The following is a 19,600-nucleotide window of genomic DNA, read 5'->3' as shown; positions in this document are numbered from 1 at the left end:
ACTGGTTCTGTATGAAGTTTTGAAGGTATATAAATAAATATAATCAAAATGGGTGTTCCTGGTCAGGAACATCCTTTTTGATATGTATGAAATTATTTTAGCATGGTAAAGAAGTAGATAATAACTACATTGCAGACACAGAAAAACAGCAGCCATGCGACTGCTGTTTTCCACATAGGGAGATTGAGTTATGAAAATGTTTATCAAAAATAAAGTAGATTTCCTTTTGACAAGTATTATGATACTCAATAAATGTGAGCAAAATATGTCAAAATTCTAAAAGAAACAGAATCAATTCTAAAAGAATCATATTAAAAGTATAAAGAAAAAATAAACACATGCATAAAAGACAGGAAAGAAGGAGTTTTGAATGGAAATAGTAAAAGGAAGACCATTGAATGTGAAAGAACGTCTGAAAAAAGAGGTCCGTGTATATGATCTTCTGGATGAACTTGACATTGAATATTGGCGGATAGATCATGAAGTAGCACAGACTATGGAGGATTGTGAGGAAGTAGATCGAATTCTTGATGCTGTCATCTGTAAAAATTTGTTTTTATGTAATCGTCAGAAAACAAAATTTTATCTTCTCATGATGCCGGGAAATAAGGCGTTTAAGACAAAAGAATTGTCTGCACAGATCCAGAGTGCACGCTTGTCTTTTGCTCCGGAGGAATATATGGAGAAATTTCTGGATATTACCCCTGGTTCTGTCAGTGTAATGGGGCTGATGAATGATACAGAAAATCAGGTGCAACTTCTGGTGGATGCGGATGTACTGGAAGGAGAATACCTTGGATGCCATCCATGTATCAATACATCCAGTCTGAAATTGCGGACAAGAGATGTTTTTACTACATACCTGAATGCAGTGCATCATGACTATATCGCAGTACATCTTGGAGATAGGAATGAATAAATTACTTTAGGAGAAAGCAATATTATGAACCAGTATAAAAAAGGTGTGATTTATACAATTATTGGCGGTGCATGTTGGGGAATTTCCGGAACGTGTGGAGAATATCTGTGTACGTTCAAAGGAATGGATACCAGACTTTTAACAGATATCAGACTGCTTGGGGCGGGTCTGGTTTTGTGTCTGTTCATGTTTTGGCGATATCGCCCGAATGTGAAACTGCTTTTGAAAACGCCGAATGCGGTATTGCATTGTATCGTATTTGGAATAGGCGGTTTGATGTTTACGCAGTACGCATATCTGACAGCCATAGCGAAAACAAATGCGGGAACAGCAACAGTGCTACAGTATCTATCGGCAATCTTTGTTTTGCTGATCGTCTGTCTGCGAAAGAGAAAATTACCTGTTTTGCGGGAAAATATTGCAATCGTTTCTTGTCTCGTAGGTACATTTTTAGTAGCGACGCATGGAAGTTTTACTTCATTATATATATCTAAGCAAGGATTATTCTGGGGATTTTTGGCTGCAGTGGCAGCAACACTCTACATTTTAATACCACAGCAGCTTCTGGCAGACTGGGGAAGCATCATCCCAACCGGAATCGGTATGTTGACCGGAGGAATCGCATTTTTCTTTATCATGCGGGTTTGGAAAATATCTGTGAAGCTCGATCTTACAACGGTGATAATTACGCTGCTGATTGTACTGGTTGGTACGGTGTTGGCGTTTACTATGTTTCTGAAGGGAACCAGTCTGGTTGGTCCGGCTCGCGGAAATATGCTTGGTTGTGTGGAGCCGCTGATGGCAACGGTATGCTCAGCTGTTTTTCTGGATACTGTGTTCCTTCCAATGGATATTATTGGTTTTGGATTCATCATTGCGACAGTTTTTATACTGGCAAAGAGTTAGTTACAAAAAAGTAATGTGCGGATTGAACAAAAAATATTGAAATAGAAAAACAAGTTTGTGCACACTTACACGGAAGGTTTTGCTATTATAATAACTGTAAAAACCCCCAATACATTATAAGTTTTTTGCTACCCCCATAGTAAAAAATACCTTCTCTTGAAGAACAGCTGATCGACCGGCTGTTCTTTTTTTTGTAAATGTGGCGTTTCCCTTGCTTTTTCGCTATAGATATAGTATAAATGTTTGAGCATGGGAAAAAATAATTCGTAATTCACATAAGATGAAGAGGGGGTATTATGTTTCAAAAGGGAAAAAAGAATCCTCACAGTGGGGGATTAAACATTATGATTGTTGGGTGTGGAAAAGTTGGTATGACTTTGGTAGATCGTCTCAGTAAAGAGGGGCATGATATTTCTGTCGTCGACAAAAATGCTGCCCGTCTGCAGAGTGTGACCCATATGCATGATGTATATGGGGTAGTTGGCAACGGAGCAAGCTTTACTGTATTAAAGGAAGCAGGAATTGAAAACACAGATATCCTGATTTCGGTGACAGATTCAGATGAGTTGAATCTGCTTTGCTGTCTGGTTGCAAAACGTTCCGGACACTGTGAGGTCATTGCCAGAGTGCGTACGCCGGATTATAGTGAGGAAAAAGCATATCTGAAGGAAAAACTCGGACTGGCCATGATGATCAATCCGGAGCAGGAAGCTGCAAATGCAATTTCCCGTATTTTATATATGCCGACGGCATTGGAGGTAGCCCCTTTTGCCAGAGGTCATGCGGAAATGGTTCGTATCAAACTGCCGCAGGGAAACGTACTGACAGGAAAGAAAATCGCAGATCTGGTGAAGGAACTTTCCGGAGCAGTTCTGATCTGTGCTGTTGAGCGAAGCGGAAAAGTATACATTCCGGGTGGTGATTTTGAACTGGCAGCCGGAGATGTCATCAGTTTTATTGCGCCGGTGCGCGACGGACGAAAATTTTTGAAGAAAAACGGATTTCAGACACATCAGGCAAAAAGCTGTATCATCGTAGGTGGGGGGCGTGCGGCTTATTATCTGGCAAAACGTCTGATCGAACTCGGAATTTCTGTACAGATTGTTGAAAATAAGAAAGAACGCTGTGAGGAGCTGAGTGTGTTGCTTCCGCAGGCAATTATCGTAAACGGAGACGGTACCAGCGAGGAGCTGCTTAATGAGATTGGTATTACAACGACAGAGTCTCTTGTTCCGCTGACCGGAATCGACGAGGAAAATATCATGCTGACTTTGTATGCAAAGGAAGTATCCAATGCCAAGGTTGTTACCAAGATCAATCGTATCACGTATACCGGAGTGATCGATCAGTTGGATTTGGGCAGTGTGGTATACCCAAAATATATTACATCTGAGGCAATCATTGCTTTTGTACGTTCCAAGACGGCGACAATGAATAACAATATCGAAACCATGATCCATCTGTTTGATGAACGTGTGGAAGCGATTGAGTTTGTTGTGGGGGATCAGTCTCCGATTGTTAATCTGCCGCTGGCACAGCTGAAACTGAAAAAAAATCTCCTGGTAGCATGTATCAATCGTGATGGAAAAATCATTATCCCGGGTGGAAATGATAAAATCCAGGGGGGAGACACGGTAATTATTGTTACAACAAATACCGGATTTCATGATATAGAAGATATTTTACGGTAGGTGGAGGTCACATTAGATGAATAAGTCGATGATAGCCTATATATTGGGCTGGATTATGAAGTTGGAAGGGCTTTTTATGCTGATTCCGGTTCTGGTGGCATTGATCTATCGGGAACACAATGGCGTGTGGTTTGCCATCGTGGCAGTCTGTGCACTGGTATTTGGAGCAGTTGTTACGCATAAAAAACCGGAAAGTAATGTGTTTTACATGAGAGAGGGTTGTATCGCCACGGCAATGAGCTGGTTTATCATGAGTGTGATCGGCTGTCTGCCATTTTTCCTGAGTGGGGAAATTCCGTCTTTTACAGATGCATTGTTTGAAACTGTGTCCGGATTTACGACAACGGGATCCACGATTTTGAGTGATGTGGAAAGTCTGTCTTATTGTATGTTGTTCTGGCGTAGTTTTACACATTGGATCGGAGGTATGGGAGTACTTGTATTTTTACTTGCGGTTATTCAGATGACAGGTGGTTCCAACATGAATCTGCTGCGTGCAGAAAGTCCGGGACCGGCGGTCGGAAAACTGGTGCCAAGAATGATGCATACAGCAAGAATTTTATATGCGATCTACCTTGGAATGACAGTGATTCTTTTTGTGTTACTGGTGTGTGGGAAAATGTCGGTATTTGAATCGTTGACGACTGCATTTTCTACGGCAGGAACCGGAGGTTTTGGCATTCGAAATGACAGTCTAGCAAGTTGTTCCCCCTACATTCAGTGGATCGTAACAATCTTTATGATTTTGTTTGGTGTTAATTTTAATGCCTTTTATTTTTTGTTACTGCGAAAATGGAAACAGCTTTTTCACATGGAAGAAGTCTGGGCATATTTCGGCGTCATTGTGGCAGCAATCCTGATCATTATGACAAATACATATGGCTGGGTCGGTAATGTGATGGAAAATCTCAGAAACACATCGTTCCAGGTTGGCTCGATCATTACAACTACCGGTTTCATGACCGTGGATTTTGACCAGTGGCCTTCTTTGTCAAGATATGTCATGCTGTTTCTGATGATGATCGGTGCCTGTGCCGGAAGTACTGGCGGCGGCATGAAAGTCAGCCGATTCCTGTTATCCGTGAAATCAGCTCTGCGGGAATTAAATTCCTATCTGTTTCCGAAGAGTATAAAAAAGATCAAGATGGATGGAAAGACGGTAGATGAAGAGGCAATCCGTGGTATCAACGTATATTTTACGGCATATATGCTTCTTGTTATATTGTCTACGTTTCTGGTGTGCATAGATGGAACCGATCTGGTCAGTGGATTTTCTTCCGTGCTTGGCACTTTTAACAATATCGGACCGGGTCTTGCAAAATACGGACCGGCCTGCAATTTCGGTGTTGCGTCAACTTTCAGTAAATGTGTGTACATTTTTGATATGCTGGCAGGACGTTTGGAAATATTCCCGGTACTGATCCTTTTGTATCCACCGAGTTGGCGTGGACTTTTGAAGCGCCGGATCAAACGGAAAAAGAATAGCAGAACGAATATATCCGTATCATAACCAAACAGAACGATATTCTTGTTGATTTTTGAATAAATTTTAAGAATTTCTGAATCCTATTTACAGAGGACGAAAATCTTGGTACAACTTAACTTATAGCAGCTGAAGCGTGTAAATGAGCAAAAACAGTAGAAAAGTTACACAGAAGCCTGAGGGGCGTTTTGTGAATGGCGCGTGTGAACTGCAGTTGAATGTACGACAAAGTTTGTCTGGAGGTAGAATAGGTGATTTTCCCAAAGTTGATTTATACATTTTTCGTAGCAATGATTCCGGCCGTCGAGGTAAAAGGTGCCATTCCTTTTGGTATGGCACTGCAGCTTGCACCGTGGCAGGCGTATCTGATGGCATTATGCGGGAGTTTTTTTGTGGTTTGTTTCCTGGCTTTTTTTACACATTGGTTTTATGTGGAATGTAAAAAGCATGGATTTTTAAAACGGTTTATCGGATGGATCGATAAAATAGTGACGAAGAATAAAGATAAAATTCACAAGTACGGTCCACTGGCAATTTTTGCCTATGTGGCAGTGCCGATTCCGGGAACCGGAACATGGACCGGAAGCATCATTGCCGGGGTGCTGAACATGAGACCGGGCATTACCATTTTTTGTGTAATGTGCGGAAATGCTGTGGCGGGGATGATCGTGATGCTGGCAAGTTCAGGCGTTATTCATTTGATTTCACGATTGTAAATGTGCAGAGTGGTATAGAAACTGGCATGGATATAACGAAAAAAACTGGCTCTTGAAAAAGGTCAGTTTTTTTGTTATGTATAAGAAACGTAAGAGAAAGATGGGGAATGGAAAGTTTTATGATAGTTTCACATAACAATCAGAAGAAGATTGCTGTGATAAATGATTTTTCTGGCTTTGGACGATGCTCGATTGCAGTTTCACTGCCAATCATATCAGCAATGAAGATACAGTGCTGTCCGGTACCGACGTCGATTTTTTCCAATCATACAGGGTTTGACAGCTATTTTTTTGAAGACTATACCGATAAAATGCGTCCGTATATTGCAGAATGGCGGAAACTGGATCTGCATTTTAATGGAATCTGTACCGGATTTCTGGGATCAGAGGCACAGATTGGGATTGTAGGAGATTTCCTTCAGGAGTTTGGCGGAGAGGGGACGATCGTATTGATCGATCCGGTTATGGGAGATTACGGAAAGCCGTATCCGACTTATACTATGGAAATGTGTCTGGAAATGAAAAAACTGGTGCATTATGCAGACATTCTGACACCGAATCTGACGGAGGCATGCATTCTGACAGACACACCTTATAAGGAAAAATGGCGGGTGGCAGAGATTGAACAGATGGCAGAAGTTTTAAGCCGGATGGGTCCGGGAAAAGTAGTGATCACCGGTATTCCACAGGGCTGTTTTGTGGCAAATCTCTGTTACGAGAAAGGAAAGGAATGCAAAGTACTGCGCACTCATAGAATCGGTACCTCCCGATCCGGAACCGGGGATATTTTTTCAGCAATACTGGCAGCAGATGCGGTGAACGGAGTGTCTTTTGAAGAGTCTGTAAAGAAAGCATCCGGATTTATCAAAAAGTGCATTTTAAGTTCCATCGAGCGGGAGATTCCGCTGACGGACGGTGTCTGCTTCGAGGAGCATCTCGGAAGTCTGGCGAGATAATGTTGCTTTATGATTTACTTAAAAAAGATATCTGGTAAGCAGAGTCATCGAAAGTGCGTGAAGGAGAACTTATATTAATATTAAAAAGAGTGGATTATAAATAGAAAGAAGGAATGAAAAATGGAAATTTTATACAAAGTTCATCATGGGTTATATGTAAACCTGACAAACAAATGTCCATGTGCCTGTACATTCTGCCTGCGTCAGACGATGGATCATGTGGGGGAAGCTCACAGTCTGTGGCTGGAGCGTGAGCCTTCTGCAGAGGAAGTAATCGCAGAATTTGCAAAGTTTGATATGAATGAATTTGAGGAAGTCGTATTTTGCGGATTCGGTGAGCCGACAGAGGCATTGCCTGTACTGTTGAAAGTGGCAGCCTATGTAAAAGAGACATTCTCAAAACCAGTGCGTATCAATACGAATGGTATGGGAAACCTGATCTGGAACCGCGATATTACACCGGAATTTGAAGGTTTGATCGATATAGTATCCATCAGCCTGAATACACCGAATGCAGAGCGTTATCATGAACTGGTGCGCAGCAAATTCGGAGATCAGTCTTTTGATGCAATGATCAGTTTTGCCAAAAAGTGTACGCAGCATGTTCCTAAAGTTGTCATGACTACGGTAGCTACCACGATCACAAAAGAAGAAGAAACACAGTGCAGTAAAATTTGTGAGGAAGTCGGAGCTGTTTACCGCATCCGTCCATGGGAAGACTAAAACATTAAAAAACGCATATTATCGAAAAAAGATAATAAAAGAATAATGATACCGCCGGTCGGCCGACCGGCGGTATTTTTTTCCTTGCATTTTAGCTAGAACTTTATTATAATTTAGGTTGCCTGTTCAAGGCAGTGTAGACTTGCAGAGATGCACAGAAGAATATGTCATGCATGGCATGATGTGCATTTCGCAACAAGAATGCCGAGGGCATTCTTGAATGATGTATACATAGATATTTTTTTTGTGGATTTTTATAGCAGGAAGCAGGAGAATGAAGATGTGGCAGCTGATTTTGGGAACTGCAGGATTTGTCCTGTATTTTGTATATGATATCAACAGTGTTTTAAGTAAGAATGTATGTTTGCAGAAATTTTTTGCATGGGGGAGTATTCTTGTCGTGGCGTCTGTCGTAGCAGAGTTCTGTTCTGCGTGGGGACAAGGTCATCGGAGCGTGGAAGCAGTGATCGGATTTGGAATCGGAGCATTGTTTTTTCTTGGTCTGCTTATATATACCTTGTTTTTTGCCCTTCCCTTTGAAGAAACCTATTGTGAAGAAAATAAATTGCGTGCTGCATACACAGAAGGAGTGTACGGTCTGTGCCGTCATCCGGGTGTATTGTGGTTTGCAGGTGCCTTTTTATGCATGTGGGGAATGCTGGGCGGATGGAGACCGGGAATCTATTTTGGACTTATGATTTTCTGGAATTATCTGTATATCATTTTTCAGGATCTGTGGACATTTCCACGGACATTTTTTAATTACAGGGAATATCAACAAAGTACGCCGTTTTTAATTCCGAATGGAAAAAGCATCCGGGTGTGTATGAAAAGTATAAGAAAACGTAGCAATCAATCTGGAGCGGACAACCTATGAGTCTAAAAGAAAAATTGAAAAAACATCAATATAATGAAATCTGGCAGCAGTATTGCGGATTCCTGGATCTGTCCATGGAAGGATACATGAAGATTCAGCGGCGGTTGATGGAAGAGCAGATTCAGCTCTGGAGCAACTGCGGACTGGGGCAGTCCATTCTGAAGGGAAAGCATCCGAAAAATCTGGAGGAATTCCGGAAAATGGTACCGTTGACAGAGTATGAAGATTATGCGGATATTCTGTTGACCAAGCAGCCGGATATGCTCCCGGGAAATCCTGTAATCTGGATCCAGACGACCTGGGAGGGTGGCAAGCACCCGATCAAGGTAGCACCGTATACCAGAAGCATGCTGGATACCTATCGAAATAATGTTATGGCCTGCCTGATTTTGTCTACAAGCCGTGAAAAAGGTTCTTTTGATGTGGCTTCTACGGATAAATTTTTATATGCGCTGGCACCGTTGCCCTATGCTACGGGATTGTTTCCGCTGGCATTGGGAGAAGAAATCGATATTGAGTTTTTACCGGCGATCAAAGACGCCGTGAATATGAGTTTCAGTGAGCGGAACAAACTCGGATTTAAGATGGCGATGCAAAAGGATCTGGGATTTTTCTTCGGTCTGGGAAGCGTTGCTTATGCAGTCAGTCTGAGTCTCTCATCTCTGACCAGTTCCGGTGGTGGAATAAAGTTGTCCAGCTTGCTAAAATGTAAACCGCAGATGATCATACGGCTTTTGAAAGCAAAATACCGGTGCAAGAAAGAACAGCGGCAGCTGCTGCCAAAGGATCTGTTCCATCTGAAAGGGTTTATGGTAGCCGGCACAGACAATCTGTGTTATAAGGATGATCTGGAAGAACTCTGGGGAATCCGGCCGATGGAGTTGTTTGCCGGTACGGAGCCTTCCATGATGGGCACAGAGACATGGACGCGTAAAGGCATGTATTTCTTTCCGGATAACGCATTTTATGAGTTTATTACAGAGGAAGATATGCTGAAAAATCATGCGGATCCGTCCTATATTCCGCCGACATATCTTATGGATGAAGTGCGGCCGGGGGAAAAATATGAACTGGTATTTACCATTTTGAAAGGCGGAGCGTTTGCACGATATCGCTGTGGTGATATGTACCGTTGCGTTGGACTGGAAAACCGGGAAGATGAGACACGGATCCCACGGTTTGAGTATGTGGATCGTGTGCCCTGGATCATTGACATCGCCGGATTTACTCGAATTTCGGAAAATGGAATCCAAAATGTCATTGGTCTTTCCAAACTTCCAATCACAAACTGGGTGGCAACGAAGGAATATAATGAGCAGAACCGGCCATATCTGCACATGTACGTGGAACTGGAGCGTGATGCACTGCTGAACAATGCTATGAGTGCAACAATTCTGAAAGATCTGCTCAGTACCTATTTTAAATATATTGATCAGGATTACCGTGATCTGAAAAAGATTCTGGGAATGGATCCTCTGCAGGTGACGATTCTTACTTGCGGAACATTTGAAACTTATGAGAAACGGACAGGAAAAAAACTGTACCATATGAGCCCTTCGCACTATGATCTTATGGGGCTTCTTGAGGTGCAGGCGAGTATGAACAGAGTGAGATAAGAGGGATATATGGGAACCTACGGATATATTTCAATTATAGCCATGGTGTGCTATGCATTTATGTTGCTGATGTTTCTGGCAGCAAAGAGAAATAAAATTGTAAACAGTTTTCTGGTAGTGTTGACCGGACTGCTCTTATGGACCGGTGGTTCTGCCTTTATGCGTGCGCAGCTTTGGCCGCAGTACGAATTCTGGTATCAGGTTTCGTTATTTGGAATCTTACTGCTTCCGTACGCATATTACCGTTTTATTCTGGCTTTTGGCGGTGTCAGGGAAGGTATGGTAGGTAAACTCTATCTGGCAGTCATCCTGACCTGTCTCGTGGCAAATATATGGAATGGTTTTTTTCTGGCGTGCCCGGAATTGGTGGAAAAAAATGGAACACCAACCTTTGTATACGATATTAAACCGACGATTCTGGTATTATTCTTTCTTGTTGGAGCCTTTCTGTTACACTTGTTTGTAATCCTGGTGCATATCTGCAAAGCAAATCCGAATATGAAAGCACAATATGATCCGGTAATGATTGGCGTTGTGGTACTTTTTGCCGGAAACGTTCTGATCAGTCTGCCGTTGCTTTCCGGATTTCCGATCGATGTTCTGAGTGGTGTCGTTAATGTATTTCTATTGTTTTATGCGCTGACCCGCAGACGATTATTTCAGTTGCAGATGCTGGCCTCTTCCAGCTTATGCTATGGCGTCGGATTCCTGTTTTCTGTGATTGTATTTTTTAATGTTGTTCCATATCTGCAGAAAATGCTTCATTTGCAGATGGATACAAATATGACAATATATGCACTTGTATTTGCAGTGGCATTTCTTGTTATTTATGCACTGTTTACATTCTTATGGAAATTATTGGTGAGAAATGTGTTTGTAAAGGAAGAAATTCATCAAGCGGAAAAAATCAAAGAATTTAGTTCAGCAATTTCTAAGACATTGGATCTGCAGAAAATTCTGAATGAAACCATTCATGTGTTGAAAGAATTGATGGATGTGGGAAATATCTATATCTGTATGCAGGATGCACCGGGTCAGCCTTATCGCGGATTTGCCAGTGATCAGCCATTAAACGACCTGGCTTTTTCTCTGGAGGAGGAAAATCCGATGATTCAGTGGCTGTCAGTTCATGAGGAGCCACTGATCTACCGGGAATTTCGTTATACAGTGGAATACAAATCCATGTGGGAAAGCGAAAAGCATCAGTTGGATAAAAAGCGTATTCGCTATTGTGCGGGATTAAAAGACGGGGATTGTCTGGCGGGAGTGCTTCTGATCACATCACCTTCTTCAAAAAAGGGGCTTGTGTATGATGAGGCGCAGTTGATCGCTTCTGTTACATCCGTAGCGTCCATTGCTATTAAAAATGCGAGAATGTATGAAAAAGCCTGCATTGAGGCACGGACGGATGAAATGACCGGACTGTTGAACCGGAAGTATTTTTATGAAGTTTTGAATGAAGAGTTTGAAAAAAATAAAGATTCTTCCCTGGCACTTGCCATCATTAATGTGGATGACTTTAAGTTATATAATCAGTTGTACGGAATCAAGGAAGGAGATGTTTGCCTGCAGCATATTGCCGCGATCATTCGCAGCAGTGTGGGTGACAGTGGATATATAGCCCGCCACGGAGGAAAAGAATTTGCAGTCTTGCTTCCAAAATATGATCTGTTTTCAGCCAGAAATCTGGTAGAGTCGATCGCAAAGCAGATTTTTGTGATGAATAACCGACGGACGGATATGAAGCTGAAGGCGGTGACAGTCAGTGCCGGAATCAGTGCAGCACCATATGCAGCCAGAACTGTCAAGGAATTGATGGAGAATGTGGATCTTGCTGTTTACCATGTGAAGCATAGCGGAAAGAACGGAATCCAGGTGTTTGATACGATGTTCCGCAATACGAACCAGCAGGGGTATACCAAAGACCGTGCACATATTTACCGGGAATATGAAACGACGATTTATGCATTGACTGCAGCCATCGATGCGAAAGATCATTATACGTTCAGTCATTCTAATAACGTGCTCTATTATGCGACCGCTCTGGCAGCAGCACTTGGCATGAATGAGGATATGATCGAGATCATCCGCCAGGCAGCTTTGCTTCATGACGTTGGAAAAATCGGAATTCCGGAATATATATTGAATAAACCGGGACGTCTGACAGATGAGGAATATGAGGTCATCAAAGGGCATGTGGAAGCATCCATTGACATTATCCGCCATCTTCCGTCGCTGGATTATGTTATCCCTGCGGTCATCGGTCATCATGAGAGGTATGATGGAAAAGGATATCCAAGGCGAATCGCAGGCGAAGATATTCCACTGACGGCGCGTATTTTATGCGTGGCAGATTCTTTTGACGCTATGACATCCAGACGATGCTACAAGAAGGCATTTCCGCTGGAGGTGGCGAGAGAAAAGCTCCTTTTAGACGCCGGAAAGCAGTTTGATCCGGATCTGGTTTACAAGTTTGTGGAGTGTCTGGACAATGGTACGATTACTTTGGTAGAATCAGAAGAATTACAGTAAAAATCAAAGATAGAATTTCGGATAAAAATATTGTGATCTGGAAGGAATACAGCAAAATCCATTCCATGATCGCAATATTTTTTTCTTTTCAAATCTTTTTTTTAATCTTTTTGATAACTTTTTCCAAAAAGGGGTTGACAATGAACGTTAGCGGTGGTAAACTTCGTATGCTGATGTTAGGAAAATCTAACAAAATGTAGCTACAAGTAGCATAAATTGCTATCTACTAATAAAATGTAGCCATGAGTAGTAAAGATTGCTATATACTAATGATATATAGCCATGTACACCTGTAATTAATCGATGTTAATAAAAGTGGTTTTGATTATTATATGGTGAATGCTTCTAAAGATACATAGCTATGTATGTTGTTATGTTTTACTAATACCAAAGAGATTCAAGTCGAACGCATGTGAGACTTGGTGCGTATTCTGGTCAGCAAAAGCTGACATATTCTTCTCAGAATCACTGCACTCTACACTTCGTTTCGGTCGGCGCAAAACCATTGTCTCCCAGACAATGTGCGCCCTCGCGGAGCGTTTATCTCAGTCGGAGATTGTACTCCCACTGAGAAAGACTTGTTATTACTCACCACTTGCAGAAGTGGGAGTCTTCTCGACTGAGATAAAATCTACTGACACAGGAGGGATATGTGATGATGCCTTTAGCGATGGCGAAAAGTGGAGAAACAGTAGTGATCAGGAAAATTACCGGAAAAGATTCTATACGTCAGCATCTTGCTGAACTGGGACTGGTAGTGGATGAATCTGTAACAGTTGTCAGTGAACTGGGAGGAAACATCATCCTTCAGGTAAAGGACAGCCGGATTGCGCTGGATCGAAGTATGGCAACCAGAATTATGGTTTAAGCATAGAAGACAAGAAAGGAAGAGTTTTATGAAAACATTAAAAGACGCAAAAGTTGATGATGTAGTAGTTGTAAAACGTCTGCATGGTGAAGGCCCGATCAAACGTCGTATCATGGACATGGGAATCACAAAAGGAGTACAGATCAAAGTTCGTAAGGTTGCACCACTTGGTGATCCAATCGAATTGAACGTCCGCGGTTACGAACTGAGTGTTCGTAAAGCTGATGCAGAGATGATTGAAGTAGAGTAAAAATTTTTTTGTACATGGATTAGAAGACTCTAATAATGGTTATGAAAAACTATAGAAAATAAAAGTAGAGAGGAGATATAAATGAGTATCAAAATCGCACTTGCGGGCAACCCCAACTGTGGAAAAACAACATTGTTTAACCAATTGACCGGTAGTTCTCAGTACGTAGGTAACTGGCCGGGTGTAACTGTTGAGAAAAAAGAAGGAAAATTAAAGGGACATAAAGATGTGATCATTCAGGATTTACCTGGTATTTACTCCCTTTCCCCATATACACTGGAGGAAGTAGTTGCCAGAGGTTATCTGGTAAATGAACGTCCGGATGCAATTTTAAACATTGTAGACGGTACAAACATTGAGCGTAACCTGTATCTGACAACACAGCTCCTTGAGCTTGGTATCCCGGTTGTGATCGCAATCAACATGATGGATATCGTTCGTAAAAACGGTGATAAGATCAACGTTAAGAAACTGTCTGAGACACTTGGATGTGAGATCATTGAAATCAGTGCATTGAAAGGTGAGGGCGGATTTGAGGCAGCACAGAAAGCTGTAGAAGCAGCAGAGAAAAAACAGGATGCAACTCCGCTTCACGTCTTTACAGGAAGTGTTGAGCATGCCATCGCACATATTGAGGAGTCTGTCGAGATGACGGTAGACCACAGATATCTTCGCTGGTTTGCAATGAAACTCTTTGAGCGTGATGAGGAAGCAGTCAAAGACTTAAATATTCCGGCAGATGTAAAAGCACATATCGAGCAGCACATTGTTGACTGTGAAAATGAGATGGATGATGATGCAGAGAGTATTATCACAAACCAGAGATATGCTTACATCAGCAAAGTGTGTGATCAGTCTGTAAGCAAAAAAGCAGAAGTACACAACCTGACAATTTCTGATAAGATTGACCGTATCGTAACAAACCGTATTCTCGCGTTACCAATCTTTGCAGGTATCATGTTCCTGATTTACTGGATTTCTGTAACAACCATCGGTGGAATTGTTACTGACTTTACAAATGATACACTCTTTGGTGAGTGGATCTGTGGAAACTTAGGACCGGCGCTTGAGAGCATTGGATGTGCTGACTGGTTAGTTGGTCTGATTAATGATGGTATTGTCGGTGGTGTCGGTGCCGTACTCGGTTTCGTACCGCAGATGTTAGTACTGTTCTTCATGCTTTCCATTCTGGAGCAGATCGGATACATGGCTCGTGTTGCATTTATCCTTGACCGTATCTTCCGCAGATTTGGTCTTTCCGGAAAAAGCTTTATCCCGATGCTGATCGGTTCCGGTTGTGGTGTTCCAGGTGTTATGGCAAGCCGTACCATTGAGAATGAGAGAGATCGTCATATGACAATTATGACCACCTGCTTTATTCCTTGTGGAGCAAAAATGCCGATCATCGGTCTCTTCGCAGGTGCATTATTCGGTGGTTCCGGACTGGTTGCAGTATCCGCTTACTTCATCGGTGTAGCAGCAATCGTTATCTCCGGTATCATGCTGAAAAAGACAAAACCATTTGCCGGCGAAGTAGCACCATTCGTTATGGAGCTTCCGGCTTACCATATTCCAACTGCAGGTTCCGTTTTACGTGCTACATGGGAGCGTGGATGGTCCTTCATCAAACGTGCAGGTACTGTTATCGTAGCTTCTTCCGTAGTTCTCTGGTTCTTACAGGGATTTGGTTTCGTCGATGGTGCATTTGGCATGGTGGAAGACAATAACTCCAGTTTACTGGCAACGATCGGTGGAGCAATCTGCTGGATCTTCGCACCGCTTGGTTTCGGTGACTGGCAGTCAACAGTTGCAACAATCACTGGTCTGATCGCAAAGGAGAACGTTGTATCTACATTTGGTGTCCTCTTCGGTGGTTTCTCCGAAGTAGCAGAAAACGGCGATGAAGTATGGGGCCAGGTAGCACTTCATTATACACAGTTAACCGCTTATAGCTTCATGGTATTTAACCTTCTGTGTGCTCCGTGCTTCGCAGCTATGGGTGCGATCAAACGAGAAATGAACAATCAGAAATGGTTCTGGGCAGCAATCGGATATATGTGTGGTCTTGCATATATCGTATCTATGATGATCTACCAGTTTGGTTCCCTGTTCACAGGAAACGTTCATCCGGTAGGACTGATCGTTGCTATTATCGAGTTAGTATTTATCATCTATATGCTTGTTCGCAAAAATCCGTATATTGATGAAGCAACCGGTATGGCAAAAAAATCTATCGCATAAGTTGAAATATGTGCTAATATAGTACTAAAATAGTTAATATCATATTTATTAAAAATTTAAGGGAGGAGTTCTAATGGCAACTGTAATTGTAGCAATCATTGTATTTGGACTGGTTGGTCTGATTATCGGTAAAGGCATTTATGATAAAAAACACCATAAGGGCGGTTGCGGTTGCAATTGCTCATCCTGCGGTGGCGGATGCCACTCACAGAAATAAATTTCCTTACTGTGATTAAAAAAATACTTGTTTAAAAATCGCCTCGAAGTGATAGGTCCCCAGAATCCTGGACCCATACCACATCGAGGCGATTCTTTGATTTGTATTATACTTCTCGGGGAGTATAGTGTTGGCAGAGGATGTGAAAAAAGTGAGCTTTTTACCTGCATCGGTGGAAAGGGAAATCGTGTTTTCAAACAAAGGAAATTCTGCTATAATGTGAACACACAGAGGAGAGCATTACATCAGATGTGAGATCACTCCCACCATTTTAGGTGGTGAGCAATAAGATTATATCAGATGATGGCATTGGTAATTTGTGGGAGGAAGCATAATGAAGTATACAGAAAACGGAATTCAGTATCATATCGGTTTAAAACAGGGAGACGTTGGAAAATATGTCATTTTGCCGGGAGATCCGAAGCGGTGCGCAAAGATCGCGGCACTTTTTGATGACGCGCGTCTGGTGGCCGATCACAGGGAGTTTACGACCTATACCGGATATTTGGACGGGGAGAAGGTCAGCGTGACGTCTACGGGCATTGGAGGACCTTCTGCAGCCATTGCAATGGAAGAACTGGTGCGCTGCGGTGCGGAAGTATTTATCCGTGTCGGAACATGCGGTGGCATCCAGACAGATGTCAAAAGCGGGGATCTGGTGATCGCCACGGGAGCGATCCGCATGGAAGGAACGAGCCGGGAGTATGCACCGATTGAATTTCCGGCGGTAGCCGATTATCATATCGTGCAGAAACTGGAAATGGCAGCGAAAGCAAACGGATATCCCTGCCATATCGGTGTCGTTCAGTGCAAGGATTCCTTTTACGGTCAGCATGAGCCGGAAAAAATGCCGGTAAGTTATGAACTGACACAGAAATGGGAGGCATGGAAACGGCTGGGATGCCTGGCTTCCGAGATGGAATCGGCAGCATTGTTCGTGGTGGCGAGTTATCTGCATGTAAGAATCGGTTCTGTTTTTCTTGTGGTAGCTAATCAGGAGAGGGAAAAACTGCAGCTGGAAAATCCGGTGGCACATGACACTCAGGCAGCGATCAAAACGGCAGTGGATGTGATTCGATGCATGATAAAAGATACAAAGGCATAAAAGACAGATGTATAGCAGAATAAATAACGATGAAAGTAGTGTGGGCGGACTGATCCTGGCAGCAGGATTGTCCACCCGCATGGGACAGTCCAAACCCCTGACAAAGTTTCTGGATAAAAAATTGATTGACCAGACAATAAAAACGATGCAGGAAGCCGGGATAGATAATATACAGATCGTAACAGGGTTCGAACATGAACGGGTTGAAGCTTATTTACAGGACAATTATTCGTCAGACCACATTCATACGATCTGGAACCCAAATTACGGAAATGGAAGTATTCTGACCTCTATCAAAACAGGTTTGGCGGAACTGACGGATTATGAATTGGTTTTTATCCAGCTGGTAGATTTGCCCTGTATCATGTCGGAAACTTATCAAAAACTATTGGAAGCGATGCTTGTGAATGGGAAAAAAGCAGTCCTTCCAACGGTGAACGGACGCCGTGGACACCCGGCATTGATCCGGATGGATTTGCTGGCAGACATTCTCGCTTATGAAGAGAGTGCCGGCGGTGGCGGACTGCGGGGGTTTTGGAAGCAGCTAGGCGACGCCATGATGGAACTTCCGGTGGATGATCGTGGCTGCATTATGGATACGGATACAAAAGAACAATTACAGGAAGCAGAAAACTACATGAGATATTGATTTATCTCAGCCGAGAAGATTCCCACTTCTATAAGTGGCGAATAATAACAAGTATATTGGGAGCAGAAACATGCAGGAAATAAAAAAACTGTTAGAAGATATAAAACAGACCGGAGAGGGATCTCTTGAATTAAAAATAGAAAATATCGTATATGAGCGGAGATTTTACAGACCGGAACGACTGATCATTCTCGGTGGAGGTCATGTGGGGCAGGCAATCAGCAAATTTGCGTCTGCGGCTGGTTTTTACGTCATTGTAGTGGATGACAGACCTTCTTTTGCAAACCGCACTTATTTTCCGGATGCGGAAGAGATTTATTGTGAGGAATTTGAAAAAGCGATCGATCAGATTCAGATTGGTGGCAATGATTATGTCACTGTTGTAACAAGAGGACATCGGTTTGATCTGACCTGTCTGAGAAAAGTATTGAGTGGTATTTTTCCACGTTATTTGGGAATGATGGGATCCAAACGCCGGGTGGCAGGAATTGTTGATCTGCTGCAGAAAGAGGGAAATTCCGGGAGAACAGTAGCTCAGATCCATATGCCAATTGGATTAAATATCGGTGCACTCACTGTTCCGGAGATTGCAATTTCCATTGTGGCAGAACTTATCGAGGAACGCCGGAAAGGAACATCGCGCCGTTCCCACAGTCAGCTGCTGACCTGTACGGATACAGATCCCCGCGTGATTGAAATGCTGGGGGATCCAAATGTTGGAAAAGCCATGCTGCTGGTATATGACACCAGCGGTTCTACGCCGGTAAAATCAGGTGCTCTGATGACGGTAAACAGTAATCTACAGACCGCAGGAACGATTGGCGGAGGCTGTACCGAAAATGAAGTTTTGCGGGAAGCTTTCCGTATAATCGGCACCGGAGAGGAAAAGGTCTTTTCACTCGATATGAGTAACGAAGTAGCAGCGGACCAGGGCATGGTGTGCGGGGGACAGATGCTGGTCTATGTGGTGGATATTTAAGGATTAAAAGTAGGTTTGGTATAGAGAGGAGATCTTGATGATGAATAAGAAGACATTATCAATAATAGGCGTTTCCTGTTTGGGTGCAGTGTTATTTGCGGGTTCAATGTTTGGGGGAAACACAGCAGAGGCTGGTTTGAATGACTACGGAAAAGTATCTGAATATAGTAAAATGTTAGCAGATAGTTATCAGTCTGTGAATGACTATTACATCGAAACATTATCTGTAGATGGCCTTTCTGACAACCAGAAAAAAGAATATTTGACTAGAGATGATGTATATGCTGTAGGAAATAATATCGTTATTTCAAAAGAAGAAGTTCAGCAGTATACTGATTTCTATTTGCATGATGGTGAAAGTGAAGCCGATGCTCATCAGCTGGCAGTAAAAGATGCCATGGAACGAAATGCTTTATATGTTGCAGCTATTCAGAATGGATTTAGTGTTACCGATGAAGAAATTCAGGAATGGTTGACGGAACTTCGCACAATGTTGGAGAACGATACAACAGGTGTATATCAGGCGGCTTTGGATGGTTTTGATTCAGAGGAAGCATATTGGGCATATGAGTATGAAGTATATCGTGTTGATTTGCCGATTCAGAATTATGTGTCTTCACTTCAGCAGGGGGTAAATGTAATATCTGAACATGGAAATTATAATTCAGATACAGAAGCATTTAATGAAATGAAGCATCAGCTGGCAGATGAACAGAATTTTAAGATTGCAAATTAATAAGGAGAAATCCGGAACAGATAATTGTAGAAGTAAAGCAGTTAAAAACAGGATGTAACAATGAAAAAAGTGACAGAGGTCAAAAACTTCTGTCACTTTTTGATCGCAGAATAAGCATTCCCCCGCTTCAAGTGCG

At 42.5% G+C, this 19,600-nt stretch carries 18 protein-coding genes; all 18 read left to right on the top strand.

The genetic code is table 11. The annotated features are described in order from the left end of the window. The first annotated feature begins 370 nt into the window (after positions 1-370). The 18 genes from HMPREF0373_RS14055 (at position 371) to HMPREF0373_RS13975 (ending at position 19,464) form a co-directional block, all read left to right on the top strand. Positions 371-919: a prolyl-tRNA synthetase associated domain-containing protein gene (locus tag HMPREF0373_RS14055; protein ID WP_021740438.1), complete on the top strand. Its 549-nt coding sequence runs from the start codon at positions 371-373 to the stop codon at positions 917-919. A gap of 24 nt (positions 920-943) precedes the next feature. Then, complete coding sequence (locus tag HMPREF0373_RS14050) at positions 944-1,825, top strand: DMT family transporter (protein ID WP_021740437.1); 882 nt, start codon at positions 944-946, stop codon at positions 1,823-1,825. 296 nt (positions 1,826-2,121) lie between these two features. Further along, the gene (trkA, locus tag HMPREF0373_RS14045; RefSeq protein ID WP_021740436.1) at positions 2,122-3,516 is read left to right on the top strand and encodes a Trk system potassium transporter TrkA; all 1,395 of its coding nucleotides are present in this window, start codon (positions 2,122-2,124) and stop codon (positions 3,514-3,516) included. A 16-nt stretch (positions 3,517-3,532) separates the two neighbouring features. After that, positions 3,533-5,026: a TrkH family potassium uptake protein gene (locus tag HMPREF0373_RS14040; protein WP_021740435.1), complete on the top strand. Its 1,494-nt coding sequence runs from the start codon at positions 3,533-3,535 to the stop codon at positions 5,024-5,026. Positions 5,027-5,250: 224 nt separating this feature from the next. Next, positions 5,251-5,715: a COG2426 family protein gene (locus HMPREF0373_RS14035; RefSeq protein ID WP_022036136.1), complete on the top strand. Its 465-nt coding sequence runs from the start codon at positions 5,251-5,253 to the stop codon at positions 5,713-5,715. Positions 5,716-5,834: 119 nt separating this feature from the next. Then, positions 5,835-6,671, top strand: coding sequence for a pyridoxamine kinase (locus tag HMPREF0373_RS14030; protein ID WP_044964667.1), 837 nt, complete (start codon positions 5,835-5,837; stop codon positions 6,669-6,671). Between the two features lie 120 nt (positions 6,672-6,791). Next, complete coding sequence (locus HMPREF0373_RS14025; RefSeq protein WP_044964629.1) at positions 6,792-7,394, top strand: TIGR04100 family radical SAM protein; 603 nt, start codon at positions 6,792-6,794, stop codon at positions 7,392-7,394. Between the two features lie 274 nt (positions 7,395-7,668). Next, positions 7,669-8,271, top strand: a complete 603-nt coding sequence (locus HMPREF0373_RS14020; RefSeq protein ID WP_021740431.1) for a hypothetical protein — start codon at positions 7,669-7,671, stop codon at positions 8,269-8,271. Then, positions 8,268-9,887 carry a GH3 family domain-containing protein gene (locus tag HMPREF0373_RS14015; RefSeq protein ID WP_021740430.1) on the top strand — a complete coding sequence of 540 codons (1,620 nt, stop codon included), beginning with the start codon at positions 8,268-8,270 and terminating at the stop codon, positions 9,885-9,887. Before HMPREF0373_RS14020 ends, HMPREF0373_RS14015 begins: the two co-directional genes overlap by 4 nt. 9 nt (positions 9,888-9,896) lie before the next feature. After that, positions 9,897-12,419, top strand: coding sequence for an HD domain-containing phosphohydrolase (locus HMPREF0373_RS14010; RefSeq protein ID WP_021740429.1), 2,523 nt, complete (start codon positions 9,897-9,899; stop codon positions 12,417-12,419). Positions 12,420-13,074: 655 nt separating this feature from the next. Then, the gene (locus HMPREF0373_RS14005; RefSeq protein WP_021740427.1) at positions 13,075-13,287 is read left to right on the top strand and encodes a FeoA family protein; all 213 of its coding nucleotides are present in this window, start codon (positions 13,075-13,077) and stop codon (positions 13,285-13,287) included. A 28-nt stretch (positions 13,288-13,315) separates the two neighbouring features. Further along, on the top strand, positions 13,316-13,537 hold the full coding sequence (locus tag HMPREF0373_RS14000) for a FeoA family protein (protein ID WP_021740426.1): 222 nt from the start codon (positions 13,316-13,318) through the stop codon (positions 13,535-13,537). Between the two features lie 81 nt (positions 13,538-13,618). After that, a complete protein-coding gene (gene feoB / locus HMPREF0373_RS13995; protein WP_021740425.1) occupies positions 13,619-15,778 on the top strand; it encodes a ferrous iron transport protein B in 2,160 nt (719 codons plus the stop codon). 73 nt (positions 15,779-15,851) lie between these two features. Further along, positions 15,852-15,995 carry a FeoB-associated Cys-rich membrane protein gene (locus HMPREF0373_RS16570; protein WP_021740424.1) on the top strand — a complete coding sequence of 48 codons (144 nt, stop codon included), beginning with the start codon at positions 15,852-15,854 and terminating at the stop codon, positions 15,993-15,995. Positions 15,996-16,329: 334 nt separating this feature from the next. Then, positions 16,330-17,100: a uridine phosphorylase gene (udp, locus tag HMPREF0373_RS13990; RefSeq protein WP_021740422.1), complete on the top strand. Its 771-nt coding sequence runs from the start codon at positions 16,330-16,332 to the stop codon at positions 17,098-17,100. A gap of 7 nt (positions 17,101-17,107) precedes the next feature. Further along, positions 17,108-17,749, top strand: coding sequence for a nucleotidyltransferase family protein (locus tag HMPREF0373_RS13985; RefSeq protein ID WP_021740421.1), 642 nt, complete (start codon positions 17,108-17,110; stop codon positions 17,747-17,749). 70 nt (positions 17,750-17,819) lie between these two features. Continuing rightward, positions 17,820-18,728, top strand: a complete 909-nt coding sequence (locus HMPREF0373_RS13980; RefSeq protein WP_021740420.1) for an XdhC family protein — start codon at positions 17,820-17,822, stop codon at positions 18,726-18,728. Between the two features lie 40 nt (positions 18,729-18,768). Next, positions 18,769-19,464 carry a hypothetical protein gene (locus HMPREF0373_RS13975; protein WP_044964627.1) on the top strand — a complete coding sequence of 232 codons (696 nt, stop codon included), beginning with the start codon at positions 18,769-18,771 and terminating at the stop codon, positions 19,462-19,464. Positions 19,465-19,600 lie beyond the last annotated feature (136 nt).

Origin of the sequence: Eubacterium ramulus ATCC 29099, assembly GCF_000469345.1 — a bacterium.
GTDB classification, from domain to species: domain Bacteria; phylum Bacillota; class Clostridia; order Lachnospirales; family Lachnospiraceae; genus Eubacterium_I; species Eubacterium_I ramulus.
Note: the sequence above shows the minus strand (reverse complement) of the source record. Positions and strands in the feature narration are given on the sequence as shown.

What these genes read in the sequence shown, in the direction of transcription:
- HMPREF0373_RS14020 (WP_021740431.1), top strand. Translation starts at nt 7,669, where the DNA reads ATGAAGATGTGGCAGCTGATTTTGGGAACTGCAGGATTTGTCCTGTAT.
- HMPREF0373_RS14000 (WP_021740426.1), top strand. Translation starts at nt 13,316, where the DNA reads ATGAAAACATTAAAAGACGCAAAAGTTGATGATGTAGTAGTTGTAAAA.
- HMPREF0373_RS14030 (WP_044964667.1), top strand. Translation starts at nt 5,835, where the DNA reads ATGATAGTTTCACATAACAATCAGAAGAAGATTGCTGTGATAAATGAT.
- HMPREF0373_RS13985 (WP_021740421.1), top strand. Translation starts at nt 17,108, where the DNA reads ATGTATAGCAGAATAAATAACGATGAAAGTAGTGTGGGCGGACTGATC.
- HMPREF0373_RS14010 (WP_021740429.1), top strand. Translation starts at nt 9,897, where the DNA reads ATGGGAACCTACGGATATATTTCAATTATAGCCATGGTGTGCTATGCA.
- HMPREF0373_RS14025 (WP_044964629.1), top strand. Translation starts at nt 6,792, where the DNA reads ATGGAAATTTTATACAAAGTTCATCATGGGTTATATGTAAACCTGACA.
- HMPREF0373_RS14055 (WP_021740438.1), top strand. Translation starts at nt 371, where the DNA reads ATGGAAATAGTAAAAGGAAGACCATTGAATGTGAAAGAACGTCTGAAA.
- HMPREF0373_RS16570 (WP_021740424.1), top strand. Translation starts at nt 15,852, where the DNA reads ATGGCAACTGTAATTGTAGCAATCATTGTATTTGGACTGGTTGGTCTG.
- feoB (WP_021740425.1), top strand. Translation starts at nt 13,619, where the DNA reads ATGAGTATCAAAATCGCACTTGCGGGCAACCCCAACTGTGGAAAAACA.
- udp (WP_021740422.1), top strand. Translation starts at nt 16,330, where the DNA reads ATGAAGTATACAGAAAACGGAATTCAGTATCATATCGGTTTAAAACAG.
- HMPREF0373_RS14005 (WP_021740427.1), top strand. Translation starts at nt 13,075, where the DNA reads ATGATGCCTTTAGCGATGGCGAAAAGTGGAGAAACAGTAGTGATCAGG.
- HMPREF0373_RS14015 (WP_021740430.1), top strand. Translation starts at nt 8,268, where the DNA reads ATGAGTCTAAAAGAAAAATTGAAAAAACATCAATATAATGAAATCTGG.
- HMPREF0373_RS13980 (WP_021740420.1), top strand. Translation starts at nt 17,820, where the DNA reads ATGCAGGAAATAAAAAAACTGTTAGAAGATATAAAACAGACCGGAGAG.
- trkA (WP_021740436.1), top strand. Translation starts at nt 2,122, where the DNA reads ATGTTTCAAAAGGGAAAAAAGAATCCTCACAGTGGGGGATTAAACATT.
- HMPREF0373_RS14050 (WP_021740437.1), top strand. Translation starts at nt 944, where the DNA reads ATGAACCAGTATAAAAAAGGTGTGATTTATACAATTATTGGCGGTGCA.
- HMPREF0373_RS13975 (WP_044964627.1), top strand. Translation starts at nt 18,769, where the DNA reads ATGAATAAGAAGACATTATCAATAATAGGCGTTTCCTGTTTGGGTGCA.
- HMPREF0373_RS14040 (WP_021740435.1), top strand. Translation starts at nt 3,533, where the DNA reads ATGAATAAGTCGATGATAGCCTATATATTGGGCTGGATTATGAAGTTG.